21 protein-coding genes are annotated in these 24910 nt (G+C 69.4%); 4 read left to right on the top strand and 17 right to left on the bottom strand.

Features of this window, described 5'->3' with window-relative positions; genetic code table 11:
- Positions 1 to 39: 39 nt before the first annotated feature.
- From MRBLMI12_RS14750 to MRBLMI12_RS14720, 7 genes are read right to left on the bottom strand one after another with little or no spacing between them, the layout of a single operon-like run.
- The gene (locus MRBLMI12_RS14750) at positions 40 to 756 is read right to left on the bottom strand and encodes a copper homeostasis protein CutC (RefSeq protein ID WP_363357171.1); all 717 of its coding nucleotides are present in this window, start codon (positions 754 to 756) and stop codon (positions 40 to 42) included.
- Positions 753 to 2096: an alpha-L-fucosidase gene (locus MRBLMI12_RS14745; protein WP_363357170.1), complete on the bottom strand. Its 1344-nt coding sequence runs from the start codon at positions 2094 to 2096 to the stop codon at positions 753 to 755. Before MRBLMI12_RS14745 ends, MRBLMI12_RS14750 begins: the two co-directional genes overlap by 4 nt.
- A complete protein-coding gene (locus MRBLMI12_RS14740; protein WP_363357169.1) occupies positions 2093 to 3670 on the bottom strand; it encodes a M81 family metallopeptidase in 1578 nt (525 codons plus the stop codon). The genes MRBLMI12_RS14745 and MRBLMI12_RS14740 overlap by 4 nt, the downstream gene beginning before the upstream one ends.
- Entirely contained in the window at positions 3654 to 4634 is a 981-nt protein-coding gene (locus MRBLMI12_RS14735) for an ROK family protein (RefSeq protein ID WP_363357168.1), read from the bottom strand. The genes MRBLMI12_RS14740 and MRBLMI12_RS14735 overlap by 17 nt, the downstream gene beginning before the upstream one ends.
- A complete protein-coding gene (locus MRBLMI12_RS14730; protein WP_349427262.1) occupies positions 4631 to 5569 on the bottom strand; it encodes a carbohydrate ABC transporter permease in 939 nt (312 codons plus the stop codon). Before MRBLMI12_RS14730 ends, MRBLMI12_RS14735 begins: the two co-directional genes overlap by 4 nt.
- A complete protein-coding gene (locus tag MRBLMI12_RS14725; RefSeq protein WP_363357167.1) occupies positions 5559 to 6464 on the bottom strand; it encodes a carbohydrate ABC transporter permease in 906 nt (301 codons plus the stop codon). The genes MRBLMI12_RS14730 and MRBLMI12_RS14725 overlap by 11 nt, the downstream gene beginning before the upstream one ends.
- 46 nt (positions 6465 to 6510) lie before the next feature.
- Positions 6511 to 7773 carry an ABC transporter substrate-binding protein gene (locus MRBLMI12_RS14720; protein WP_363357166.1) on the bottom strand — a complete coding sequence of 421 codons (1263 nt, stop codon included), beginning with the start codon at positions 7771 to 7773 and terminating at the stop codon, positions 6511 to 6513.
- 191 nt (positions 7774 to 7964) lie between these two features.
- On the opposite strand from MRBLMI12_RS14720, the gene MRBLMI12_RS14715 reads away from it, so the two are divergent.
- Positions 7965 to 9116, top strand: a complete 1152-nt coding sequence (locus MRBLMI12_RS14715) for an ROK family transcriptional regulator (protein WP_363357165.1) — start codon at positions 7965 to 7967, stop codon at positions 9114 to 9116.
- A gap of 4 nt (positions 9117 to 9120) precedes the next feature.
- Here the strand turns inward: MRBLMI12_RS14715 and MRBLMI12_RS14710 are convergent, their stop codons facing one another.
- The 7 genes from MRBLMI12_RS14710 to MRBLMI12_RS14680 form a co-directional block, all read right to left on the bottom strand.
- Positions 9121 to 10383 carry an alpha-L-fucosidase gene (locus MRBLMI12_RS14710; protein ID WP_363357164.1) on the bottom strand — a complete coding sequence of 421 codons (1263 nt, stop codon included), beginning with the start codon at positions 10381 to 10383 and terminating at the stop codon, positions 9121 to 9123.
- 159 nt (positions 10384 to 10542) lie between these two features.
- The gene (gene ilvC, locus MRBLMI12_RS14705; protein ID WP_349427257.1) at positions 10543 to 11568 is read right to left on the bottom strand and encodes a ketol-acid reductoisomerase; all 1026 of its coding nucleotides are present in this window, start codon (positions 11566 to 11568) and stop codon (positions 10543 to 10545) included.
- 71 nt (positions 11569 to 11639) lie between these two features.
- On the bottom strand, positions 11640 to 12149 hold the full coding sequence (ilvN, locus tag MRBLMI12_RS14700) for an acetolactate synthase small subunit (RefSeq protein WP_349427256.1): 510 nt from the start codon (positions 12147 to 12149) through the stop codon (positions 11640 to 11642).
- A 4-nt stretch (positions 12150 to 12153) separates the two neighbouring features.
- A complete protein-coding gene (locus MRBLMI12_RS14695; protein WP_349427255.1) occupies positions 12154 to 13959 on the bottom strand; it encodes an acetolactate synthase large subunit in 1806 nt (601 codons plus the stop codon).
- 47 nt (positions 13960 to 14006) lie between these two features.
- The gene (gene ilvD / locus MRBLMI12_RS14690) at positions 14007 to 15725 is read right to left on the bottom strand and encodes a dihydroxy-acid dehydratase (protein WP_363357163.1); all 1719 of its coding nucleotides are present in this window, start codon (positions 15723 to 15725) and stop codon (positions 14007 to 14009) included.
- Between the two features lie 81 nt (positions 15726 to 15806).
- Positions 15807 to 16601 (bottom strand): trehalose-phosphatase, encoded by a 795-nt coding sequence (gene otsB / locus MRBLMI12_RS14685; protein ID WP_363357162.1) that lies wholly within the window; start codon positions 16599 to 16601, stop codon positions 15807 to 15809.
- The gene (locus MRBLMI12_RS14680; protein ID WP_349427252.1) at positions 16598 to 18076 is read right to left on the bottom strand and encodes an alpha,alpha-trehalose-phosphate synthase (UDP-forming); all 1479 of its coding nucleotides are present in this window, start codon (positions 18074 to 18076) and stop codon (positions 16598 to 16600) included. The genes otsB and MRBLMI12_RS14680 overlap by 4 nt, the downstream gene beginning before the upstream one ends.
- Before the next feature lie 139 nt (positions 18077 to 18215).
- Between MRBLMI12_RS14680 and MRBLMI12_RS14675 the strand changes: the two genes are divergently transcribed.
- On the top strand, positions 18216 to 18470 hold the full coding sequence (locus tag MRBLMI12_RS14675; protein ID WP_349427251.1) for a hypothetical protein: 255 nt from the start codon (positions 18216 to 18218) through the stop codon (positions 18468 to 18470).
- Positions 18471 to 18646: 176 nt separating this feature from the next.
- Here the strand turns inward: MRBLMI12_RS14675 and MRBLMI12_RS14670 are convergent, their stop codons facing one another.
- The 3 genes from MRBLMI12_RS14670 to MRBLMI12_RS14660 are packed head-to-tail and all read right to left on the bottom strand — an operon-like array spanning position 18647 to position 21283.
- Positions 18647 to 19831, bottom strand: coding sequence for an acetyl-CoA C-acetyltransferase (locus MRBLMI12_RS14670; protein ID WP_363357161.1), 1185 nt, complete (start codon positions 19829 to 19831; stop codon positions 18647 to 18649).
- Positions 19828 to 20481 (bottom strand): 3-oxoacid CoA-transferase subunit B, encoded by a 654-nt coding sequence (locus MRBLMI12_RS14665; protein WP_308866927.1) that lies wholly within the window; start codon positions 20479 to 20481, stop codon positions 19828 to 19830. Before MRBLMI12_RS14665 ends, MRBLMI12_RS14670 begins: the two co-directional genes overlap by 4 nt.
- Before the next feature lies 1 nt (position 20482).
- Complete coding sequence (locus tag MRBLMI12_RS14660) at positions 20483 to 21283, bottom strand: CoA transferase subunit A (RefSeq protein WP_363357160.1); 801 nt, start codon at positions 21281 to 21283, stop codon at positions 20483 to 20485.
- A gap of 199 nt (positions 21284 to 21482) precedes the next feature.
- Here MRBLMI12_RS14660 and MRBLMI12_RS14655 point away from each other — a divergent pair, with 199 nt between their 5' ends.
- Positions 21483 to 22271: an IclR family transcriptional regulator gene (locus MRBLMI12_RS14655; RefSeq protein ID WP_363357159.1), complete on the top strand. Its 789-nt coding sequence runs from the start codon at positions 21483 to 21485 to the stop codon at positions 22269 to 22271.
- Positions 22272 to 22444: 173 nt separating this feature from the next.
- Entirely contained in the window at positions 22445 to 24865 is a 2421-nt protein-coding gene (locus MRBLMI12_RS14650; RefSeq protein WP_363357158.1) for a PxKF domain-containing protein, read from the top strand.
- The last annotated feature ends 45 nt before the right edge of the window (positions 24866 to 24910 follow it).

Genomic DNA, 24910 nt, shown 5'->3' with positions numbered 1-24910 from the left:
CCGGCTGATGAGGAAATTCTCAGCAAGCGGGCTCGCGCGTCAGGAACGGGCAGCAGCCACGGCGGCGGCCACGATGCCGGCGTCGGTGACGTCGTGGCCGTCGACTCCTCCACCGGGACCCGACGCAGCGTCCAGCCCCGTCCTCCGGCGGGCCGAGAGGTGGACCGCCTGCACTCCCGCATACACGATGTGGGGAATGTCCTCGGGAGCCACTCCCCCACCCGCGGTGACGTCGAGCGCCGTCCCGGCGAGGCTCGCGTAAGCCGCCAGGCGATCGACTCCGTCGATGCTGCGCACCGCGCCCCCGGAGGTCAGCACGCGGTCCACGCCCTCGGCGAGCAGCGCTTCGAAGACCTCGGCGCTGCGCGGCGAGGCGTCGATCGCGCGATGGAACACGAACGTCGCGGGACCTGCGGCGTCCCGCCATCGCCGCAGCGCCGCGCGATCGGCGCGGCCGTGCGCGTCGAGCGCACCGACGACCACGCCGGCGACACCGCGATCGACGCAGGCACGGATGTCGGCGGCCACGAGAGCGATCTCGTCGGCGTCGTACACGAAGCCACCGCCGCGGGGACGGACGAGCACGTTGACCTTCTCAGCGCCGACGGCGTCGCACACCGCCTCGATCGTGGCGATCGAGGGTGTGAGTCCGCCCGCCTCGAGCGCCTGGCAGAGCTCCAGCCGGTCGGCGCCCGCCGACATCGCCGCGCGCGCTCCTGCGGCATCCTGTACGGCGATCTCGACGACAGTGGTCACGGCACCAGCTGGAGGGCGGCTGCGGCATCGCCTCGGAGCGCGTCCGGAACGACAACTCGCGCCGCGCCGCCCGGGGCACGACCGATCGCCGCCTCGGGCCCGCCCAGCCACCGGGCGCGCCCGGCTTCCAGTTCGACGGGGAGCTCGAGCACCCCCGCGGCGGGATCCAGCGCGATGACGTTCACTGCGCCGTCGACCGCCGTGTAGGCGCGCGGCGCACCGGTCTCCTCGAAGGCGCGCACCCACGGACGCGTGCCGTAGACCGCCGCGCCGTCGCGGCGCAGCCACGCGCCGAGCTCTCGCATCGCCTGCGCCTGCAGCTCGGGGATCGACCCGTCGGCACGCGGGCCGACGTTGATCAGCAGATTGCCGTTCTTGCTCACGACGTCGGCGAGGAGGCGGATGAGCTCCGTGCCGGACAGCGAATGGCCGGCATCCTCCGCCTGGTTGTAGCCGAAGGAGTACCCCAGCCCTCGCGTGGACTCCCACGGCTGCGGGACGATGTCGGCGACGTGGGTGTACTCGCGGGTCAGGAATCCGTGGCGCGGCACACCCCAGCGATCGTTGACGGCGCCCTCGGGGACCGCGGCGAGATAGCGGCGCAGGAGGGCGGCGACAGCGTAGTCCTCGGAGCCCTTGCCACCGTCCGGCCACTCGATGTCGTTCCACAGCACATCGGGGCGGAATCGCTCGACGAGCTCATCGAGCTGTGCCGCCGCGTACCGCGAGAACCACTCGTCGGCGCGACGGAACCGGAACAGATCCGTGTCGGACTCGATCGGCGGGAAGTCGCTGACGTGCCAGTCGAGCGCGCCCGAGAAGTACACGCCGAACCGTGCACCCGCGCGGCGGGTGGCGTCGTGCAGCTCGGCGATCAGGTCACGACGCGGACCGCGCCGGACGGCGTTGAACGTCGTCGTGTCGGTGTTCCACAGGCAGAAGCCGTCATGGTGCTTCGTCGTGGGGACGACATAGCGCGCTCCCGCGTCGGTGAGCGCGCCGACGAAGTCGTCGGCGTGGAAGCGCCCGGCATCCCACTGGTCGGCCAGGTCCTCGTAGCTCGTGCCGGTGCCGTAGAGCTCCTGATGGCGCCGCCACGTCGGGCTGCCGGCGATGCGGACGGTGTTGGCGTACCACTCGGCGTACTGGTGGTGGGCGTACGCGTCCTCGACGGGGACGCCGCCGGGCGGATGCGCCGGCGCCCACGCGGGCACCGAGTACAGGCCCCAGTGCACGAAGAAGCCGAGCTTGGCGTCGCGGTACCACTCCGGAACCGTCGCGTCCGGATACTCCGGCGTCGCATCGCCGAGGTCGGGCCCGGTGCGGGTCTCGAAGTTCATGCTCGGGCCTCCGTACCGCGGCGCCGTGCGACCAGGGCGCGGAGATCGGGTTCTTGATCGCTCGTGACGAAGGGGAAGGTGCCCGGACGCAGTCGCGAATGGCCGAGGCGCAGCAGGTCCTGGTCGACCCCGCCGGGCGTGAGGGCGAGTGTCCACCCCGCGGCGAGGTCGTACAGCTCCGGCTCGAGATAGCCGATCTTGACGATCACGATGTCGGCGCGCTCGGGGTCGAGGCCCAGCATCCGGAAGTCGTCGAGGTGATGGAAGGGCTTCCGGCGTTCGGTCACGATGGCGTGCACGGCGCCGCTGCGCACGACGATCTGCGTTCCTGCTACGGGGTCGCCGTCGGTGACGGAGAAGACCTCGCCGGTCATCTCGACGGGACCGCTGGGCCCGGCATCCACGCGTCCGCCCACCTGCAGGGCGACCGTGGCGCCGACTCCGGCGGCGCGTGCGACGCGCACGGCATCCGGATCGAAGACGGATGCCGCCAGGACGACGCGTGAGCGGTCCGCGAGGTCCGCCCGCGCCAACAGGCGCCCCAAGGTCCACGACACGTCACCGGCACCGCCCGCGGTGGGGTTGTCGCCGGAGTCCGAGATGACGTACGGCCGGGGCGCACCGGCGGCCATCGCGACGTCGAGCGCATCGTCGAGCGTCGCCGTCTGGCCGACGAACGCGAAGTCCGACCGGGCGTCCCAGTATCGGCGCCCGAGGCGTTCGGCCTCGCGCGCGATCACGTCGCGGTCGTCGCCCGTCACGATGACCGTCGCGTGGCAGCGCGGCTCGTCCGCCCACGCGTAGCCGACCCACACGGCGGCGTCGACGACGCCGCTGAGCTCCTCGACATCGGGGATCGTGCCGTACAGTCCTTTCGCCGGTTCGAGCCTCGTGCTCGTCTTCTCGCCGGGCAGCAGCACCGGCACCCGCACCCAGGCCTTGTAGGGGCGCCGCGTGTCGGCATCCGCTCCCCCGGCCCCGCGCAGGCGCTCGAGCAGATTGAGCACCGCGCGCTGCTTGGTGTTCATCCAGTCCTCGTGCGGAGCCATCCGGTAGCAGGTGATGAGGTCGACGGCGTCGAACAGGGCGTCCGACACGTTGCCGTGGAGGTCCATCGATGCCGAGACGAGGGTGGCGGGTCCGAGCGCGTCGCGCACGGCGGTCGCGAGGTCGCCCTCGGCATCGTCCATCCCCACGACGCTCATCGCGCCGTGGATGTCGAAGAAGAAGGCATCGAACGGACCCTCGGCGCGGATGCCGTCCACGATGGCCCGCTTCATGCGCGCATATGTGTGCGGATCGACGGCGCCGCCCGGGAGCGACCGCCCATGGGTCAGCGGCACCCACTCCGCGGCATCCCGCAGCTCCTCACCGTCCGCGAGGAACGGGTAGTACGCGAGGAGCTCGTCACCGGTGCGGATCGTGAACGCCTCATCGCCGGAGATGTGCGGTGAGAACGTGCTGGATTCGATCGAGATGCCGCCGATGCCGATCCGCGGCCGGGCGAGGCCGGATGGGTGGAGGGTGCCGAGCGGCCCCTTCCAGATCTTGTCGGGGTCAGGACGCGACGTCACGGACGAGCTCACCTTCTGCGAACGGGGTGGAGGGGAAGGAATGGTCGGATGCCGAGACCAGCGCCGCAGCGCCGAGCACGACCGCATCCCCGCGCAATGTGCCGGGCACGATGCGCAGCGGGACGCCCGAGACGGGCGGATCGGACGCGAGCGTGGCGGCAACGGCGGGCGCCAGCAGATCCCACGCGGCGGCGACGCCGCCGCCGACCACCGCGAGAGGCACATCGACGAGCGTTGCGGCCGAGATGCACGCCAGGGCGACGGCGCGACCCGCCTCGTCGAACATGCGCACAGCGGCCGGATCCCCGGCCCGCGCACGCTCGGCAACCACTCGCGCGGAGTCGACCGGCCGGTCCGTCGCCGACGCGTAGCGTCGCGCGATCGAGGTGCCCGACGCGAGCGTCTCGAGGTGCCCGGTGCGGCCGCACGTGCAGATCAGTTCGCTGTATCCGGGCGTGTGGCCGATCTCGCCGGCGGCCCCGTGCGGCCCGTGACGCAGTCTGCCGTCGAGCACGAGCGCGCCGCCGACGCCGGTGCCCAGCATCACGCCGAGGACGTCGCTTCCGCGTCCGGAACCCCACGCGGTCTCGCCGAGCAGGAACGCGTTGACGTCGTTCTCGACGCGCACCTCGAGTGCCAGCCGTTCGCGGAGCCGGGCGCCCAGCGGAAAGCCCGCCCAGTCGACGAACATGTCCGACGCGGCGCGGATGCTGCCCGTGCGGGGCTCGACGACCCCCGCGGCGCCCACGCCCACCGCGTGCGGACGCACGCCCGCGCTGTCGGCGAGCTCCTCTACCAGGAGCGCCGCCGTCTCGGCCATGGCAGCGCCCCCGGTGCGTGCCGGGGTATCGCGCATCGCTCGGGCGAGCACGGCGCCGTCGGCGGCGACGAGCGCGCCGGAGGTCTTCGTCCCTCCGATGTCGATGCCGGCGACGACAGCGGGGGACGCTGCGGACCCGCTCATCGGCCGCCCAGCCCGGCCATCGCGATGCCCTTCACCAGGTGCTTCTGAAGAACGATCACCAGGATCGTGGTGGGGATCATCGAGATGATGGCGGCCGCCATCTGGAGGTCCCAGCGCGTGCCGGTGAGCCCCGAGAAGCTCGCCAGTCCGACGGGGAGGGTTCCGAGCTGCGCATAGTCGACCGTCACGATGAGCGGCCACAGGTAGCTGTTCCAGAACGACAGGAACGTGAAGACCGCGAGCACGGCCACCGCCGACTTCGACAGCGGCAGGATGATCTGCAGGAACGTTCGGACCGGGCCGGATCCGTCCACTCGTGCGGCTTCGTCGAGTTCGAACGGGATGCCGCGGAAGAACTGCCGCATCAGGAAGGTGCCGAACGCGGTGAAGGCGAACGGGAGGATGAGCGCCTGGTAGGTGTTCACCCAGCCGAACCACTGCATGACCTGGAACATCGGGATGACCAGCACCTCGGCCGGCACCATCAGGGTCGCCAGGAACAGGACGAAGACGGCGTCGCGGCCCTTCCAGCGCAGCCGACCGAACGCGTAACCCGCCGTCGTGGACACGATCAGGACGACCACCGTGCCCGCGACCGCCACGAAGAGCGAGTTGCCGATGTAGGTCCAGAAGGGGCCGTACTCGAAGACCTCGGCGAAGTTGCCCCACTTCAGTTGCGAGCCGACCAGCGTCGGCGGCATCGAGAACATCTCCTCGTTGGGCTTGAGCGCCGAGAAGAACGCGTAGATCAGCGGCGCGATGAACACGAGCGCGGCGAGGTAGACGCACACGTGCGCGATGATCAGCCGGATCGTCTCGCCGCGTGTTCTCGGGGCCTTGGCGCGACGCCCGGTCTCCTCGGGGACGAACTCGTCCTCCGAGGTCATCAGGAGCGTCTGCTCGACGGCGTCGTCGATGCCGGTATCAGTGCTCATAGTGCACCCACTTGCGCTGCGCGGCGAACTGCACGCCGGTGATGACGATGATGATCGCGAAGAGGATCCATGCGGCCGCTGCCGCGAGTCCCAGGTCGCCGAAGGTGAAGCCCTGCTCCCAGATGAACATCACGAGCGGCTTGGTGGCGTTGCCGGGTCCGCCGCCGGTGAGCAGCTGCGGCTGGGCGAAGACCTGCAGCGCGGTGATCATGGTCATGATCGTCGCGAAGAAGATCGACGGCGAGATCATGGGGATCATGACGCTCCAGATCAGGCGGAAGCCGCGGGCGCCGTCGATGCTCGCCGCCTCCAGCACGCTCTCGGGCAGCTGCTCGAGAGCGGCCGAGAAGATCAGCATGTTGTAGCCGAGGCCCTGCCAGACGCTCATGGCGACGACCATGATCATCGCCCAGGACGGGTCGGCGAGGAAGTTCGGAAGGGTCACGCCGAACCAGCTCTGCGCGAGGCCGTTGAAGAGGCCCTGCGGCTGCAGCATCATCTTCCACACCAGGACGTTCGCGACCATCGGGACCACGACCGGGATGAAGAAGAGCACGCGCAGGGCGCCGCGGCCGCGGATGCGCGGACCGAGCCCGATCGCGAGGACGAGCGAGAGCGCGATGCTGAGCGGCACGTACAGCAGCGTGTACACGGCGGAGTTCCGCAGTGCCGGCCAGAAGTCCGGGCTCGACGTGAAGAGCGTGGCGTAGTTGTCGACGCCGTTGAAGGTGCGGTCGCCGAACGTCGGCCAGTCGTAGACGCTCATCACGATCGACAGCCCCACGGGCACGATCGTGAACAGGGCGAGCCCCACCAGGGCCGGGCTTGCGAAGCCCAGCGCCTGGCGGGCCTCGGCCCTGGCGAGCGATCCCCGACGTTTCGTCGTGATCGTCATCAATCTGCTTTCCTGATCAGGTGCGAAGATGCGGAAACGGGTCCGGTCAGTTGCCGAACTGGGTCTGAGCGCTCTCCAGCAGGTCCGACATCTCCATCTGGCCGTTGTAGACGCTGACCAGGTTGGGCTGGATGTAGCTGTCGAGCTTCTCCCAGTTCTTCGTCATGTAGAGCGGCACCGTTGTCTCGAAGGCGGACTCGAACACCGTCTGGACCTGCTCGCGGTACTGCTCGTCGATCGAGTCGAAGTACAGCGGCTGCGACTCGGTGCGCGCGGGGTACGAACGGCCGGACGAGGCGATGTAGTCCTGCGCGTCCTTGCCGAGGAGCGAGCCCATGACCTTCAGGGCCTCTTCGGGGTGGTCGCACGTCTTCGAGATGCCGTAGCCCGAGCCGAGGATCGGCCCCGAGTTGCCGTGGTCTCCGGTCGGCAGCGGCGCCATCCCGGCGGCGAAGCCGGACTCGTTGTTGAGGTAGCTGACGGCGTTCCATGTGCCGTCGACCGCCATCGCGGCGTTTCCGCCGGTGTACTGGTTCTCCCCCCAGCCGGTGTCGGAGGCCGAGGCGACAGGCGCCGCGACACCGAGATCGGTCACGAGGCCGGAGTACCAGGACGCCGCATCCACGAAGTCGGCGTCGTCGATGTGAAGTGTGCCGTCTTCGGACGCCGGCTGCTTGCCGGAGTAGGCGATGGGCATCGACATCCACTGGTAGCCGCCCATGCCCATCCCGAAGCCGTACTTGCCATCCGTCGTGGCGGCTGTGGCGATGTCCTCGAAGTCGTCGAACGTCCAACCGATCTCGGGGCTTGCCGCACCGGAGGCGGTGAGCATGTCCTGGTTGTAGTAGACGAGCATCGTCGCGACGTCGAACGGCACGCCGTACAAGCCGCCCTCGAAGCTGAGGATTCCTTCGGCGCCGGGGTTGAAGTCGGCGAAGTCGAGGCCCGCCGCCTCGAGGTCGTCGGTCGTCAGCTCGCGGAAGCCGTCGGTGAAGCCGCCCAGCTGAGCGCCGCTCATGCCGGTGACGCAGGCCATGTTGCCGCTGGCCATGTTCGTCGTGAGCTTCGTGAAGAAGTCGTTCCACGGCGCGGTCTGGAGCTTGACCACGACCTCGGGATTCTCCTCCTGCGCGATAGCGACCTGCTTCTCGAGCGCCGTCGTGTCGTCCTCGCTTCCCGCCCACATGTCGACGACGATCGTCGGCTTGCCGTCGGTGGACGCGTCCCCGCCGGATCCGCTCGCGCACCCTGTCAGCACCACCGCTACGCCGGTGGCCGCAGCCACCGCGCCGACGTGCAACTTCTTCATCGAATGTCTCCTCTGTCAGCCAGTCTTGATCAGGTTGTTTCGATTGTCGAACTAACCTTGTACTCTTGTGTCGCAAGTAACCCTCGCAGGTTTCGATTTGCGACGCAACCTGAACATCGGATGTTTATCGACGTGTGATACTTCGTCACGTCTCGGAAACACGGACCGCCCCACCACCTGCGAGAGGCCACATGACCCCGGACACCGACCGCTCTTCCGCCGACGAGGAGCTCTCCCGTCGCATCGTCGATCTGATCGCGCGGGGCGAAGCCCGCTCCCGCTCAGAGCTCGCCGCGACCCTCGGCCTGGCGCCGTCGACCGTCAGCCTGCGCGTGCAGTCGCTCATCGACGCGGGCCTCCTCGACGAACGCGGCGACGGCACATCCCGCGGTGGGCGCCGTCCCCGTCTGCTGGGGATCGACGAGAACTCCGGCGTCGTCCTGACCGTCGACCTGGGCGGCGGCCACGCGCGCATCGGCGCCCACTCCCTGAGCGGCGAGCTCCGGGAGACGCGATCCATCCCCGTGGTGCTGGCGGACGGGCCGGAATCGACGCTGGACGCCGTCTGCCGGGTCTTCGACGAGCTCGGCCGCGACACCACCGTCCGCGCGATCGGCATCAGCCTCCCCGGCCCGGTCGACATCGTCACCGGCTCGGTCACCCAGCCCTCGCGCATGCCCGGCTGGCCGGGCTTCCGCGTCGGGGACCACCTCCGGCAGCGCTACGCGGTCACCGTCGCGGTCGACAACGACGCAAATCTCGCGGCGCTCGGCGAGCACCGTGCGCAGTTCGGCGCAACCGGCCACAGCATCACCGTCAAGGCCGGCACGGCCATCGGCAGCGGCATCATCGTCGACGGTCACATCCACCGCGGCGCGACCGGAGCGGCCGGCGACATCACGCACACGCGCATCGACGGCAGCGGCGACATCCCGTGCTCCTGCGGCAACACCGGGTGTCTCGAGACCGTCGCGAGCGGTGCAAGCCTGGTGCGCCAGATGCGCGAGCGAGGACGCACCGACGTGGCGACGACCGTCGACGTGCTGGCTCTCGCCCGTGACGCCGAGCCGGAGGCCACGACCATCGTCCGCACCGCGGGCACGCATCTCGGGCAGGCGCTGTCGGGCGTGGTCAACTTCTTCAACCCGCACGCCGTGTTCCTCACCGGCAGCATGAGCGCGTCGGAACCCTTCATCGCGGCGGTGCGCAGTCGCGTCTACGAGGCGTGCCACCCGCTGGCGACGCAGCAGCTGCGGATCGAGGCCGCGCATACCCGGGCTGACGCGATCCTCTACGGCGCGGCGCGGTGGGCGCTCGACAACCTCGAGCTGCCCACCGCCTGACGGGTCAGCCCTCGTCGAGGATGAGCTCGATGACCGGGACGAGCACGTCGGGCCGCACCACCGGCAGGTGGACGGTCAGCGTACCCTCCGCCTCGCCGGCGGGAGTCATGTTGCTCGCCACCTGTGCCGGATCGGCGACCGACGTGCGCAGCCACGAGCCGTCGTGGAGGAAGCGCGCATAAGAGACCTTGCCCGCCAGATCGGGCAGGTGCACGAACCCCAGCGGCCACGAGAACAGGTGCAGGTACAGCCGGCGGCCGCGCCGCGTGTAGACGCCTTCGCGCGGCGGCTCGATGTCCGCATGACCGGCGCCGACGACCGCACCCCGGTGCAGCCGCATCCATTCGCCGATCTCCGAGAGCGTGCGCTCGTCGCGCGGGGCGATCGCCCCGCGGCCGTCCGGCCCGATGTTGAGCAGCATGTTGCCGTCCATCGACACCGAGTCGGCGAGCATCTGCACGAGCAGCGTCGCCGACTTCTGCTCGGTGTTGTCGCGGTGATAGCCCCACGAGCCGTTCATGGTCTGGCAGGCCTCCCAGACTTGCGGCTCGCCGTCGATGACGAGCGGCGCGGTGGGCTGGTACTGCTCCGGGGTCACGAAATCACCCGGGATGCCGAGCCGATCGTTGACGAGCATCTCGGGCTGGAGTCGGCGGCACATCGCCAGCAGGGCCTCGGCATCCCAGTCCTCCGGGCCCTTGCCTGCCATGCCGTCCATCGACTGCGGAGACGTGAAGTCGAAGAAGAGATAGTCGATCGGGCCGTAGTCGGTCAGCAGCTCCCGCACCTGCGCGTGCAGGAACTCGCGGTAGCGCGCCATGTCGCGGCCCTCATTGAGCGCGGCGACGTCGTCGCCGCGGCGTGGATGATTCCAGTCGACGGTGAAGTCGGGGTGGTGCCAGTCGAGGAGCGAGTGATAGAGGCCAACACGCAGGCCCTCCTCCCGGAGGGCGTCGACGTACTCGCGCACGAGGTCGCGGCCGCAGGCGGCCACGGCGTTGAAGTCGCTGACGGCGGTGTCCCACAGCGCGAATCCGTCGTGGTGCTTCGTGGTGAGGACGACGTAGCCCATGCCCGTCGCCTTCGCGCGGCGCGCCAGAGCCCGCGCGTCGAAGAGGTCGGGATCGAAGTGCTCGAAGTACGGGCGATATTCCTCGTCGGTCAGCCGTTCGTAGTTCTGCACCCACTCGTGACGCGCGGCTGCGCTGTACAGACCGAAGTGCACGAACATCCCGAATCGCGCTTCATCGAACCACTGCTGTCGCATCCTCGCCCCACTCACCTTTCACCTGTGCGTGCCTCCATCCTGGCACAAACATCGGATGTCTTGGCGTTGTGAAGTGGCATTGCCCGCAAACGCGAGAGCCCGGCTCCTCTCGGGGCCGGGCTCTCGGAGCCGCACGCGATGCGCGAAGCAAGAGGTGGATCAGCGCGCCGCGTTGCCCTCCACGTAGTCCTCGTCCTGCTGCTTCCAGGCGAAGAGCGAACGCAGGTCCTTGCCGACCGACTCGATCGGGTGGGCAGCGGCCTTCTCACGCAGCTCGAGGAACTCGACGGCGCCGTTGTCCTGATCGTCGATGAAGCGCTTGGCGAACGCGCCCGACTGGATGTCGGCGAGCACGGCCTGCATGTTCTCCTTGACGTGCGGGTCGATCACGCGCGGGCCGGAGACGTAGTCGCCGTACTCCGCGGTGTCGGACACCGACCAGCGCTGCTTGGCGATGCCGCCCTCCCACATCAGGTCGACGATGAGCTTCAGCTCGTGCAGCACCTCGAAGTACGCGATCTGCGGCTGGTAGCCCGCCTCGGTCAGCGTCTCGAACCCGTACTGGACGAGCTGCGACACACCGCCGCACAGGACGGCCTGCTCGCCGAACAGGTCGGTCTCGGTCTCTTCGGTGAACGTCGTCTTGATGACGCCCGCGCGCGTGCCGCCGATGGCCTTCGCGTACGAGAGCGCGGTCGCCCACGCCGAACCCGAGGCATCCCGCTCGACGGCGATGATGTCGGGGATGCCGCGACCGGCGACGTACTCGCGGCGCACGGTGTGTCCCGGCGCCTTCGGGGCCACCAGGATCACGTCGACGCCCTCGGGCGCCTCGATGTAGCCGAACCGGATGTTGAAGCCGTGCGCGAAGGCCAGCGTCTTGCCCGCCGTGAGCTTGTCCTTGATGCTCTCGTTGTAGATCGAGCGCTGGTGCTGGTCGGGGGCCAGGATCATGATGAGGTCGGCCCACTCGGCCGCGTCGGCGACCGACTTGACCTCGAAGCCCTCGTCCTGCGCCTTCTCGGTCGACTTCGAGCCCTCCTTGAGCGCGATGACGACCTCGACACCCGAGTCGCGAAGGTTCTGGGCGTGCGCGTGACCCTGCGAGCCGTAGCCCACGATCGCCACCTTCTTGCCCTGGACGATGCTCAGGTCGGCATCGGCGTCGTAGAAGATCTCAGCCATCTTCGTGTTTCTCCTTGTGTGTTACCGGTCGTTGAGCGAGCGAAGCGAGACGAAACGCTCGATAGGAATGGTCAGCCGCGCAGCACGCGCTCGGTGATGCTCTTGCCGCCGCGACCGATGGCGACCAGGCCCGACTGCGCGAGCTCCTTGATGCCGAACGGCTCCAGCGCGCGCAGGAAGGCCTCGACCTTGCCCTTGTCGCCGGTGACTTCGACGACGAGCGCGTCGGGCGCGTAGTCGACGATCTGCCCGCGGAACAGGTTGACGACCTCGAGCACGTTCGAGCGCGTCTGGTTGTCGGCGCGCACCTTCACGAGCATGTGCTCGCGCTGAACGGATGCCGACGGGTCGAGCTCGACGATCTTGATGACGTTGATGAGCTTGTTCAGCTGCTTCGTGACCTGCTCGAGCGGCAGCTCGTCGACGTCGACCACGACCGTGATGCGCGAGAGTCCGGGGACCTCGGTGACGCCCACGGCGAGCGACTCGATGTTGAAGCCGCGGCGTGCGAACAGCCCGGCGACGCGGGTCAGCAGACCCGGCTTGTCCTCCACGAGGAGGCTCAGCACGTGACTCGTCATGGCCTCAGTCCTCCTGCTCGTCGAAGGCGGGCGAGTGATCCCGCGCGTACTGGACGTAACTGTTGCTGACGCCCTGCGGCACCATCGGCCACACCATGGCGTCGGCGCTCACCACGAAGTCGATCACCACGGGGCGATCATTCGTCTCGAGAGCGGTCCGGATCGCGGCATCCACGTCCTCCTCCTTCTCGACGCGGATCGCGAGGCAGCCGTACGCCTCCGCCAGCTTCACGAAGTCGGGGATGCGCACCGTGCCGTGGCCCGTGTTGAGGTCGGTGTGGGAGTGCCGGCCGTCGTAGAACAGCGTCTGCCACTGGCGCACCATGCCCAGCGACGAGTTGTTGATGATCGCGACCTTGATGGGGATGTCGTTGATCGCGCAGGTGGCGAGCTCCTGATTGGTCATCTGGAAGCAGCCGTCGCCGTCGATCGCCCAGACGACACGGTCGGGTTCGGCCACCTTGGCGCCCATGGCCGCGGGCACCGAATAGCCCATCGTGCCCGCTCCGCCCGAGTTCAGCCACGCGTTCGGGCGCTCGTACTTGATGAACTGCGCCGCCCACATCTGGTGCTGACCCACGCCGGCGGCATAGATGCCCTCGGGGCCGGTCAGCTCGCCGATGCGCTTGATCACGTACTGCGGCGACATCAGGCCGTCGGTCGGCTGCGAGTACCCGAGCGGGAACTCGTCGCGCAGGCCGTCGAGGAACGACCACCACTCGGCGATGTCGGGAGCGGAGTCGCGGCTCACCGCGCGGAACGCGGCGTCGAGGTCGACGAGCACGTCCTTCAGGTCGCCGACGATCGGCACGTCGGCGGTGCGGATCTTCGAGATCTCAGCCGGGTCGATGTCGACGTGCACGACCTTCGCGTTCGGCGCGAACAGCGCCGCCTTGCCGGTGACGCGATCGTCGAACCGCGCGCCGAGGGCGACGAGGAGGTCGGCCTCCTGCAGCGCCAGCACCGCCGGGACGGTGCCGTGCATGCCGGGCATGCCGAGGTGCTGCGGGTGCGAGTCGGGGAACGCTCCCCGCGCCATCAGCGTGGTGACGAGCGGCGCGCCGGTCGTCTCGGCGAGCGCGCGCAGCTCTTCGGAGGCACGCGCGCGGATCACGCCACCGCCGACGTACAGCACCGGCTTCTTGGCGTCGGCGATCAGCTGGGCCGCAGCCTGGATCTGCTTGCCGTGCGCCTTGGTCACCGGACGGTAGCCAGGGAGGTCGATGTTCGGCGGCCAGACGAAGGGTGCCTCGGCCTGCTGGGCATCCTTGGTGATGTCGACGAGCACGGGGCCGGGTCGGCCGGTCGATGCGATCTCGAACGCAGCGGCGATCGCGCCGGGAATGTCCTCGGCGCGCTTGACGAGGAAGGAGTGCTTCGTGATCGGCATCGTGATGCCGACGATGTCGGCCTCCTGGAAGGCGTCCGTGCCCATGAGGGTCGAGAACACCTGCCCGGTGATGCAGACGATCGGCACCGAGTCCATGTACGCGTCGGCGATCGCGGTGACGAGGTTGGTGGCGCCCGGGCCGGAGGTCGCGATGGCGACGCCGACACGACCGGACGCCGCGGCGTAGCCCTCGGCGGCGTGGCCGGCGCCCTGCTCGTGGCGGACGAGGATGTGGCGCACCGACTCGTCGTCCATGAGCGGGTCGTAGACGGGCATGATGGCCCCGCCGGGAAGACCGAAGACGTCGGTCACCCCGAGCAGGTCGAGCGAGCGGACGACCGCTTCCGCGCCCGTGAGCACGGGCGTCGAGGCGGTGCGGGCGGGCGGCCGGGGAACGGCCGCGGCGGTGTCGGCTGACATGGTGAGATTCCTCACAGATGGATCGGACGGGATGTCGGAGACCAGGCTCAACCGGTGGTCGCGCCCTCCGCAGCGGAGCGCACGAGTCGGGAGTACTTGGCAAGGACGCCACGGGTATAGCGCGGGGGAAGCGGCTCCCAGCCAGAGCGGCGGGAGTCAAGCTCAGCCTCGTCGACGAGTAGGTCGAGAGTGCGAGCCGCGATATCGACCCGTATCAGATCACCATCGCGCACGAAGGCGATGGGACCAGCGTCCACCGCTTCGGGTGCTATGTGGCCGATGCACAGGCCGGTTGTGCCGCCTGAGAATCGTCCGTCCGTCAAGAGTAGTACATCTTTTCCGAGCCCCGCGCCCTTGATGGCCGCGGTGATGGCCAGCATCTCACGCATGCCGGGTCCGCCCTTCGGGCCCTCGTAGCGGATGACGACGACATCCCCCGCGGCGATCTCTCCCGCCTCGAGCGCGTCCATCGCGGCGCGTTCGCGCTCGAACACGCGCGCGGGTCCCTCGAACACGTCGGCGTCGAAGCCGGCCGACTTGACGACCGCGCCCTCGGGCGCGATCGAGCCGTGCAGGATCGTGATGCCGCCCTTGGCGTGGATCGGGTCGTCGAACGTGTGGATCACCGTGCCGTCGACTGGATCGGGGTCGAGGTCGGCCAGGTTCTCGGCGAGCGTCTTGCCGGTGACCGTGAGGGCGTCGCCGTGGAGCAGACCCTCATCGAGCATGGCCTTCATGATGACCGGGATGCCGCCGTGGCGGTCGACATCGTTCATGACGTACTTGCCGAACGGCTTCATGTCGGCCACGTGCGGGACCTTGTCGCCGATGCGGTTGAAGTCGTGCAGGCTCAGGTCGACATCGGCTTCGCGGGCGATGGCGAGGAGGTGCAGCACCACGTTGGTCGAGCCGCCGAGCGCCATCGCCAGGGCGATCGCGTTCTCGAACGCCTCCTTGGTGAGGATGTCGCGCGTCGTGATGCCCTGGCGGAGCAGATTCACGACGGCCTCGCCCGAGCGGTGGGCGAAGTAGTCGCGGCGGCGGTCCGCCGAGGGCGGTGCCGCGGAGCCCGGAAGGCTGAGGCCCAGCGCCTCGGCAACCGACGCCATCGTGTTCGCGGTGTACATGCCGCCGCACGCGCCCTCGCCCGGAGCGATCGCGCACTCGATGCGCTTGAGGTCGGCCTCGCTCATCTTGCCCGCGAGACACGCGCCGACCGCTTCGAACGAGTCGATGATCGTGACGTCCTTCTCGGTGCCGTCCGAGAGCTTCACCCAGCCGGGCGCGATGGAGCCGGCGTAGAGGAAGACGCTGGACAGGTCCAGCCGGGCCGACGCCATCAGCATGCCCGGGATCGACTTGTCGCACCCGGCGAGGAGCACCGAGCCGTCGAGGCGCTCGGCCATGATGACCGTCTCGACCGAGTCGGCGATGACCTCGCGCGAGACGAGCGAGAAGTGCATGCCCTCGTGGCCCATCGAGATGCCGTCCGACACCGAGATCGTGCCGAACTGCAGCGGATAGCCGCCGCCGGCGTGGACACCTTCCTTGGCACCCTGCGCCAGACGGTCGAGGCTCAGGTTGCAGGGGGTGATCTCGTTCCAGCTGGACGCGATGCCGATCTGCGGCTTGTCCCAGTCCGCATCCCCCATGCCGACGGCGCGGAGCATGCCGCGCGACGTCGTGGCTTCGATGCCGTCGGTGACGACGCGGCTGCGGGGCTTGATATCGATGATGTTGTCGGCGGGCGAATGGGGCTGGGCCATTGGCTCAGTCTATTGCCGCGGGGCGGATCGCTCTCGCGAGGCCCCGTTCCTGCCCGCAGACACGCTCGCCGGGCGTGTCGCTCACCCGCGCAGGCGCGTCCGCTCCGCCGCCAGCAGCGTCAGGAGGTCCGCGAGAGCGGCGATGTCGGGCACGCGCACGGCCGCCGCAGTCGGGCCGTCGCCGACGCGCACGCCGAGGTCGTCGGCACCGAGACTCGCCAGCGCGTCCTCGTCGGTGACGTCGTCTCCAGCGAACAGCACCGCCGTCGCCCCCACGCGCTCGCGGAGCTCGGCGATCGCGGAGTCCTTGCCCTCGTGGCGGAACGCGAATTCGACGATGTTGTGCCCGGTCCGCCGACGCCAGTGCGGCGCCTCCGCCGCGACGATCTCGTCGGCGAGGCGATTCGCCTCCGCCGCGTCCTCCGCCGTGGCGCGCCGGGTGTGGACACCGAACCCGAAGGTCTTCGGCTCGATCCAGACGCCGTCCAGCGCCGCCGTCGCCGCCTCGGCGTGCGACCGCATCGTGTCGCGGAGCGTGACATCCGCCTCGTCCTCACCGTGGCTCTGCAGGCCCTCACCCGGGATCCAGAACTCGGCGCCGTGGGATCCGGCCAGGAGCACGCGCGACGCGTCGTCGTGCTCGGCGATCACCCGCAGGTCGACGAGGCTCCGCCCCGAGACGAACGCCACGAGCGTGTCGGGTGCGGCGACCAGGGCGTTCACGGCGTCACGTGCGGCAGGCAGCATCCGCGCGTCCATCGGCTCGTCCTCGAGCGGCGACAGCGTGCCGTCGAAGTCGAGTGCGACGAGCAGGAGATCGGATGCCGCGATGCCGGCGATCGCGTCGCGCACGTCGTCCGCGAGATCGAGGCTCATCCGCGTGCCTCCGCAGAGCGATTGAGCGCGGGGAAGCGGTTGCGCTCGCGCGCGCCGTCGAGGGCGTCGAGGAACGACTGCGACCAGCGCGCGACGTCGTTCTCCACCACCTTGCGCCGCAGCGCCCGCATGCGGCGACCCTGCTCGGCCGAGGGCATCTCGATGGCGCGCATGATGGCGTCCTTCATGCCGTCGATGTCGTGGGGATTGATGCGCACCGCGCTCGGCAGCTCGTCCGCCGCGCCCGCGAACTCGCTGAGCACCAGCACGCCTCGGTTGTCGATCCGCGACGCGACATACTCCTTGGCGACCAGGTTCATGCCGTCACGGAGGGCGGTGACGAGCATGACGTCGGCGGCCAGGAACAGCGCCACCATCTCCTCCCGCGGGTACGCCTGGTGGAGATAGCGGATCGCGGTGTGCCCCATCGTGTCGTGGTCGCCGTTGATGCGGCCGACGGTGAGCTCGATCTCGTCGCGCAGCTGCATGTACGCGGCGACCCGCTCGCGGCTGGGGCTCGCCACCTGCACGAGTGTGACGTCCTCGACCGCGATCTTGCCGTCTTCGAGCAGTTCGCCGAAGGCCTTCATGCGGTGACGGATGCCCTTGGTGTAGTCCAGGCGGTCGACGCCGAGCAGGATCTTCTTGGGGTTGCCGAGGCTCTCGCGGATCTCCTTCGCGCGCGCCCTCACGTCCTCCTGACGGGCGAGCTCGATGTACGAGGACGCGTCGATCGAGATCGGGAAGGCCTTCGCGAGAGCACGCCGGCTCGTACCGTCGGGATTCGGAACGGTGATCCCCGAAGCCTTCGTGTCATAGCGCAGCTGGCGACGCACGGCGCGGGCGAAGTTGCCGGCGTCCGCGACCCGCTGGAAGCCGATGACGTCGGCCCCCAGCAGCCCTTCGAGCACCTGGCGGCGCCACGGCAGCTGCGAGTACAGGCCGTATGCGGGGAAGGGAATGTGGTGGAAGTAGCCGATCGTCAGGTCGGGACGGGCTTCGCGCAGCATCTGCGGCACGAGCTGCAGCTGGTAGTCCTGCACCCACACCGTCGCGCCGTCCGCGGCCACTGCGGCAGCAGCCTCGGCGAAGCGCCGGTTCACCTTCACGTAGGCGTCCCACCACACGCGGCGGTATCGGGGCTCGGCGATGACGTCGTGATAGAGCGGCCAGAACGTGTCGTTCGACATGCCCTCGTAGTACAGCTCGACGTCTTCGGTCGTCAGCATCACCGGCACCAGATGCGTGCCCTCGAACTCGAACGGGTCGACCTCGATGTCGGGCTGCCCGGGCCAGCCCACCCAGGCGCCGTCGGCTCGGCGCATCACCGGCTCGAGCGCGGTCACCAGCCCGCCGGGCGAGCGTCTCCAGCCTGGCTCGCCGTCGCCGTCGACGACGCGGTCGACCGGGAGGCGATTGGCGACGACGACGAGTTCGGCGATTCGGCCGGGCGCGGGAGGGTGGGGCTCTGTCACGCGGGCTCCTGACGGTTTCGTGGACTCGGCAACGGCCCCAGGCTAACAGCGCCCTCATCCGGGCCGAGCGCCCTTGACGTGCGACGCATGCCCATGTCAAGGGGCGCGTCCGGACCGACTGCCGCGCTAACGTGGCCTCATGCGCAAGTACCTCTTCGGCACCGGCATCCTCACCGCGTTCACCGGCGGGCTGACGCTGCTGAGAGGCCTCCGCGAGAACGAGCCGTTCACCTGGCGCATGGCGCTGGCATGGCTCAGCTGGGGCATCTCGCTGGCGCTCGCGGTCGGGGCCATCGTCGATGTGCGCCGGGCATCGCGCGGCGCACTCATCGCGAACGACTCTCCCGTGCACGGCCGCGAGAAGAAGCTGCTCAAGCGTCGCCTCGACCGCTGACCTGACCCCGACTCAGGCGGGCCACTCCCCCGCCCCGGTCGCTGAGCGAGCGCCGGCGACCGAGACGAATCGCATCGAGCCACCGACGTGCACGGGAGGCGTTTCGTCTCTGCGTTTCGACTCGCAAGCTCGCTCAACGACCACGTTCCTCGCTCGCTCAACGACCGAAACTGCCCTCAGCGCGTGAGGATCAGCGCGTCGCCCTGGCCGCCGCCGCCGCAGAGCGCTACAGCGGCCGTGCCGCCGCCGCGGCGGACGAGCTCGTGCACCGCGTGGACGACGAGGCGGTTGCCGGACGCCCCGATCGGGTGCCCGATCGCGATGCCGCCGCCGTGCGGGTTGACGACCTCGTCCGAGAGTCCGAGCTCAGCCTGGGAGCGAGCTACGACGGCGCCGAACGCCTCGTTGATCTCGACGATGTCGAGGTCCGACGCGGAGATGCCCTGCTTGGCCAGCGCCTGCTCGACCGCCCGCGCCGGCTGGGCGTGCAGCGAGTTGTCGGGACCTGCGACCTGGCCCGAGGCACCGACGACGGCCAGCACGTTCCAGCCGTTCTCGTCGGCGTGGGAGCGCGTCGTGAGGACGACGGCCGAGGCGCCGTCGGAGATCTGCGACGAGTTGCCCGCGGTGATCGACCCGCCCTGTGCGAAGGCGGGCCGCAGTCCCGCGAGGGTCTCGACCGTCGTCTCGGGACGCACGCCCTCGTCCTTGGTCACGACGACCGGGTCGCCCTTGCGCTGCGGGATCTCGACCGGCACGATCTCGGCGTCGAACACCCCTTCCGCCTGCGCGGCGGCAGCCCGCTGGTGCGATCGGGCGGCCACGGCATCCTGTGCCTCGCGCGTGATCTCGAACCGATCGTTGTGCCGCTCGGTGGAGGCGCCCATGCTCTCGCGGTCGTACGCGTCGGTGAGCCCGTCGTAAGCCATGTGGTCGAGCACCTCGATGGAGCCGTACGCCCAGCCGTCGCGCGAGCCCATGAGAAGGTGCGGCGAACGGGTCATCGACTCCATGCCGGCGGCGACCACGACGGTCGCGTCGCCCACCGTGATCATGCGCGCGCCGTCGATGATCGCCGTGAGTCCCGAGAGGCACACCTTGTTGACGGACCCCGAATGGACCTCCCACGGGATGCCGGCTCCTACGGCCGCCTGCCGCGCGGGATTCTGCCCGCTGCCGGCGGCGAGCACCTGGCCGACGAGCACGGCATCTACGGCGTCGGCCGGGATGCCACCCTTCTCGAGCGCGCCGCGGATCGCGGCGCTGCCGAGCTGCACCGCCGTGAGCGGAGCCAGCTGGCCCTTCAGCCGCCCCTGCGCAGTCCGCGCAGCGGCGACGATGACGACGTCGTCGTGGTTCATGCTTCCACCTTAAGTTCGTCCGAGACGAGCAGCTCCGGTTCGGTCGCGGCGACGACCTCGGCCACCGTGACGCCGGGCGCCGTCTCGACCAGCACGAGTCCGGCATCCGTCACATCGATGACCGCGAGGTCGGTGATGATGCGGTCGACCACTCCGCGACCCGTGAGAGGCAGCGAGCACTCGTTCACGATCTTGGCCGAGCCGTCCTTGGCGACGTGCTCCATCAGCACGATCACCTTCGCGGCGCCGTGCACGAGGTCCATGGCGCCGCCGGGGCCCTTCACCATCTTTCCGGGGATCATCCAGTTGGCCAGGTCGCCGGACGCCGAGACCTGCATGGCGCCGAGGATCGCGGCGTCGATCTTGCCTCCGCGGATCATGCCGAAGCTCGTCGCCGAGTCGAAGAAGGCGGCGCCGGGCAGGGTCGTCACGGTCTCCTTGCCGGCGTTGATCAGGTCGGGGTCGACGTTCTCCTCGGTCGGGTACGGCCCGACGCCGAGGATGCCGTTCTCGGACTGCAGCACGACCGTCACGCCCTCGGGCACGAAGTTCGGCACCAGCGTCGGCAGCCCGATGCCGAGGTTGACGTACGAGCCGTCGGCGAGCTCCGCAGCAGCGCGGGCGGCCATCTCGTTGCGGTTCAGCGGCATCTCAGGCTCCTTCCGGCATCTCGCGCGAGGCGGCCTGCGCAACGCTGACCGTACGCCGCTCGATGCGCTTCTCGATGTCGGATCCGACCTCCACGATTCGGTGCACGTAGATGCCGGGGAGATGGATGCTGTCGGGGTCGAGTTCGCCAGGTTCCACGAGCTCCTCCACCTGGGCGATGCAGACCCGCCCGGCCATGGCTGCGAGCGGGTTGAAGTTGCGCGCCGCCTTGTTGAAGACCAGGTTGCCGTGGCGGTCGCCCTTGAGCGCGTGCACCAGCGCGAAGTCGGTGACGATGGACTCCTCGAGAACGTAGTCGCGAGGCGTGCCGGCGATGTCGAAACTGCGGACGTCCTTCACGGGCGACGCCACCGCGATGCTGCCGTCGGCCGCGTAACGACGAGGAAGCCCGCCCTCCGCGACCTGGGTGCCGACGCCGGTCTGCGTGTAGAACGCGGCGATGCCCGACCCGCCCGCACGCAGCTTCTCGGCGAGCGTGCCCTGGGGCGTCAGCTCGAGTTCGAGCTCGCCCGAGAGGAACTGCCGCTCGAATTCCTTGTTCTCGCCCACGTACGACGACGTCATCTTGCGGATGCGCTTGGCGTTCAGGAGGATGCCGAGACCCCAGTCGTCCACGCCGCAGTTGTTGCTCACGATGCTGAGATCGCTCGTCCCCTGTGCGAGGAGCGCTTCGATGAGGGCGATGGGGTTGCCCGAGAGTCCGAACCCTCCCACCGCGAGCGAAGCGCCGTCGGGGATGTCGGCGACCGCTTCGGCCGCCGAGCCCCAGGTCTTGTCGATCACGTGCACTCCCTCGTGTGTTCTGCGGCCGCCTCGACCGTTCCCAACTCAGGACGATCGCGCGCTCTGTCGCGGAATCGCGCGGTCCGCCCGAGCGGACGGCGCAGATTTTCCTGAGTTGCGGACAATCCTCGGCCCGGCAGGCTCACCCCACCAGCCCCCAGCTTGCCATGTGGCCATTGCGGGACGTACCGTCCATATTGTGGACAGTGCAGTCAGACGAACCATTCCCGGCGCCCAGTCGATCGCGCGCGCCGCACACCTGCTGCGCCTTGTCACGTCGGGCGGGAACGACGGGATGCCGGTGGCCGAACTCGCCCGCCGGGCGGACCTGACCCGTCCCACGACGCACCGGCTGCTCACTGCGCTGCGTCAGGAGGGCCTGGTCGACCAGGACGACCGGACGGGACGGTGGATGCCGGGACCCGAGCTGTTCCTGATGGGCACGGTCGCGGCATCCCGCTACGACGTGACCGGGATCGCCCGCGACATCGTGCGCTCGCTCGCCGTGCGCACCGAGGAGAGCGCGTTCCTCTCTGTGCGCCGGGGCGACGAGACCGTGTGCCTGCTGCGCGAGGAGGGCAGCTTCCCCATCCGTTCGTTCGTGCTGTCCGAGGGCGTGCGCTTCCCGCTGGGCGTCGCGTCGGCCGGGCTCGCGATCCTGGCGTTCCTGCCTCCCCACGATGTGGACGCCTACTTCGAGCGTCATCCAGAGCTGCCACGTGACTGGGGCGCGTCGCACAGCGAGCCGCGGCTGCGGACGCGCCTGCGCGACACACAGGAACGCGGCTACGCCGTGAACCCCGGCCTTATCGTCGAGGGCTCGTACGGCATCGGCGCCGCGGTCTTCACACGGGAGGGCCACCCCCAGTGGGCGCTCAGCCTGACGGGGGTGGAGTTCCGGTTCGGCCCCGAGCGCCTCCCCGAGCTCGGCCGCACCCTCCTCGCCCACGCCCACCAGCTGACCACGCGCATCGCCGCCGCTCGTTGAGTCGTCCCGCTCGCGCAGAACTCGGATGCCGATTCCCTGTCGGAGGGAGGCATGTCTCGGCTATGGTGAGCGACATCCGTCGCTCATGGGGATGCGGCGGACGATTGCAGTACCCCTGGGGAGGGATACAAATGAAAATGCGCTCAACGGTGCTGTCCGCCGTCGCCTTAGCGGTGACCGCGATACTCGTATCGATCGGAGGAGCCGCGGTCGCGGACGACATCGTGGTCGACGGCGACACCATGGCGATCGGGACGCAGACCGATATCGACTTCGGCACCCTCGCCTGCGGCGCGACTGCCACGAGACAAGTGGCGCTCTACGTCAAGAGCAACGGCCACAGCGGCAGCTCCGGGCAGCAGGTCTTCATGAACGACACCTTCGTCGACGTGAGTGCGACCACTTCCGCCCCGGTGTCGGTGACAGTTGCCCCCGGCACGGCCGGCGACATAAGGGTGCCGACGAACTGGCAAGGCACCGTCGCCTATCCCAACAACACCCTGACGCCGACGGGTGCGACTGCCACGCTGGCACCGAACACCTCTGTCGCCGGCGACTTCACCGGCACGGTGTCGTTCTCCGGAATGGGCGTCAACGGCGGCGGCGACGGCATCTCGGTGGGCCCCGTCCAGCTCACCATCCGCTGGAAGGTCGGTCCCTGCAACGTCGCGACCGCCACCACGACGACCGTCTCGTGTCCGGCCTCGATCGTCTACGCCGGTTCTGCCCTCACACCCTGCACGGCGACCGTGACCGGTGAGGGCGGCTTCTCGCAGACGCTCGCGGTGACGCACGCCGCGAACACGAATGTGGGCACCGCCACCGCGGCAGCCGCGTTCGCCGGTGACGCGACCCACAACCCGAGCAGCGGGGATGCGACGTTCCAGATCACCAAGGCGTCGTCCACGACGACGGTGGAGTGCCCGGCGTCCGCCACCTACACCGGCTCGGCGCTCACGCCTTGCACGGCGACGGTGACCGGCGCATCCCTGGCACAGGAACTCGCGCCGACGTACATCGACAACACGAACGCGGGCGCGGCCACAGCCTCGGCGACGTACGACGGCGACGGCAACCACACGGGCTCGACCGACGCGACGACGTTCGAGATCCTGGGCGCCGCGGCCAGCTGCGAGGTCGCCGGATACGCGGGCGAGTACGACGGTGACGCCCACGGCGCCACCGGCTCGTGCACCGGCCTCGGCGGCGCAGACGTCAGCGCGGGGCTCGATCTCGGCGAGTCCTTCACGGACGTGCCCGGCGGCACGGCCAACTGGTCGTTCGACCTGGCGAACTACGCCTCACAGTCCGGATCGGTCACGATCGCGCTCGACAAGGCCGCGTCCTCCGTCTCACTCCTGTGCTCCGACACCGTCTATACGGGCGCCGCGCAGGAGACGTGCTCGGCGACCGTCACCGGGGCCGGCGGGCTGTCGGAGAACGTCGCTGTGACCTACACCGCCAACACGGATGCGGGTACAGCGACCGCCGAGGCGATCTACGGCGGCGACGTCAACCACAAGCCGAGCGCGGCGTCCGCCACGTTCGAGATCGCCAAGGCGCCGACCACCACGAAGATCACGTGCACCGAGCCGAACGCGTACACCGGCGCCGAGATCACTCCGTGCACGGCCCGCGTGACGGGTGCCGGCGGATTGGACGAGAGCTTCCCGCCGTCGTACGCGGATAACGTCGGGGCCGGGAGCGCTTCGGTGTCGTTCCAATACGCGGGCGACGCCAACCACGAGCCGAGTCAGGACTCGACGACCTTCGTGATCGACAAGGCGTCCTCGTCGATCACGCTGATCTGCCCCGCGTCGGTGGTGTTCACCGGTGCGCCGCACACGCCCTGCACCGCCACCGTCTCGGCCGTCGGCCTTGACGACTTCGCCATCGACGTGAGCTACCTCGACAACGAGGGCGCCGGCAGTGCCTCTGCCTCCGCAGCGTGGGCGGGTGACGAGAACCACGTGGGAAGCACCGTCTCCGGTGGCTTCCAGATCGCCAAGGCGCCCTCGGCCACGGTGGTGACGTGCCCGACGGCGGCGATCACGTTCACCGGTTCGGCGATCACCCCGTGCACCGCGCGCGTGACCGGCGCCGGGGGGCTCGACCAGGCGGTGACCCCGGTCGTGTACGCGAACAACACGTCGGTGGGCACCGCGACGGCCTCCGCCGTCTATCCCGGGGACGCGAACCACCTGGGCAGCAACGGATCGGCGAACTTCGAGATCTCCGCGTGGACGCTGAACGGCTTCTACAAGCCGGTCGACATGGGAAGCGCGGTCATCAACGTCGTGAAGGGCGGGTCCACGGTGCCGCTCAAGTTCACAGTGCTGGCGGGGGCCATCGAGGTCACCGACCTCGCGACGCTCAACGCGAGCTTCGTTGTGAAGGGCGTCAGCTGCGATCCCACCGATGCCACGAGCGACGATCTGCTCGCGACCACCGGTGGAACCACGCTGCGCTACGACGCGTCGGCGCATCAGTGGATCCAGAACTGGCAGACGCCGAAGTCGGCCGGCAAGTGCTACACGGTCGTGTTGACCACCGCCGACGGGTCACAGCTGAGCGCGCAGTTCAAGACGAAGTAGCGGTATCGTCCGCCGCTGCGGCGGATCGCGGGCAGCGTTCCGCCG

Source organism: Microbacterium sp. LMI12-1-1.1 (assembly GCF_040676455.1).
In the GTDB taxonomy this organism is placed as follows: domain Bacteria; phylum Actinomycetota; class Actinomycetes; order Actinomycetales; family Microbacteriaceae; genus Microbacterium.
Note: the sequence above shows the minus strand (reverse complement) of the source record. Positions and strands in the feature narration are given on the sequence as shown.

Coding starts and splice junctions, on each gene's coding strand:
- MRBLMI12_RS14710 (WP_363357164.1), bottom strand. CDS start 10,383: ATGCGACAGCAGTGGTTCGATGAAGCGCGATTCGGGATGTTCGTGCAC.
- MRBLMI12_RS14720 (WP_363357166.1), bottom strand. CDS start 7,773: ATGAAGAAGTTGCACGTCGGCGCGGTGGCTGCGGCCACCGGCGTAGCG.
- otsB (WP_363357162.1), bottom strand. CDS start 16,601: ATGAGCCTCGATCTCGCGGACGACGTGCGCGACGCGATCGCCGGCATC.
- MRBLMI12_RS14730 (WP_349427262.1), bottom strand. CDS start 5,569: ATGAGCACTGATACCGGCATCGACGACGCCGTCGAGCAGACGCTCCTG.
- MRBLMI12_RS14725 (WP_363357167.1), bottom strand. CDS start 6,464: ATGACGATCACGACGAAACGTCGGGGATCGCTCGCCAGGGCCGAGGCC.
- MRBLMI12_RS14670 (WP_363357161.1), bottom strand. CDS start 19,831: ATGAACCACGACGACGTCGTCATCGTCGCCGCTGCGCGGACTGCGCAG.
- ilvD (WP_363357163.1), bottom strand. CDS start 15,725: ATGGCCCAGCCCCATTCGCCCGCCGACAACATCATCGATATCAAGCCC.
- MRBLMI12_RS14675 (WP_349427251.1), top strand. CDS start 18,216: ATGCGCAAGTACCTCTTCGGCACCGGCATCCTCACCGCGTTCACCGGC.
- MRBLMI12_RS14735 (WP_363357168.1), bottom strand. CDS start 4,634: ATGAGCGGGTCCGCAGCGTCCCCCGCTGTCGTCGCCGGCATCGACATC.
- ilvC (WP_349427257.1), bottom strand. CDS start 11,568: ATGGCTGAGATCTTCTACGACGCCGATGCCGACCTGAGCATCGTCCAG.
- MRBLMI12_RS14695 (WP_349427255.1), bottom strand. CDS start 13,959: ATGTCAGCCGACACCGCCGCGGCCGTTCCCCGGCCGCCCGCCCGCACC.
- MRBLMI12_RS14665 (WP_308866927.1), bottom strand. CDS start 20,481: ATGCCGCTGAACCGCAACGAGATGGCCGCCCGCGCTGCTGCGGAGCTC.
- MRBLMI12_RS14745 (WP_363357170.1), bottom strand. CDS start 2,096: ATGAACTTCGAGACCCGCACCGGGCCCGACCTCGGCGATGCGACGCCG.
- ilvN (WP_349427256.1), bottom strand. CDS start 12,149: ATGACGAGTCACGTGCTGAGCCTCCTCGTGGAGGACAAGCCGGGTCTG.
- MRBLMI12_RS14715 (WP_363357165.1), top strand. CDS start 7,965: ATGACCCCGGACACCGACCGCTCTTCCGCCGACGAGGAGCTCTCCCGT.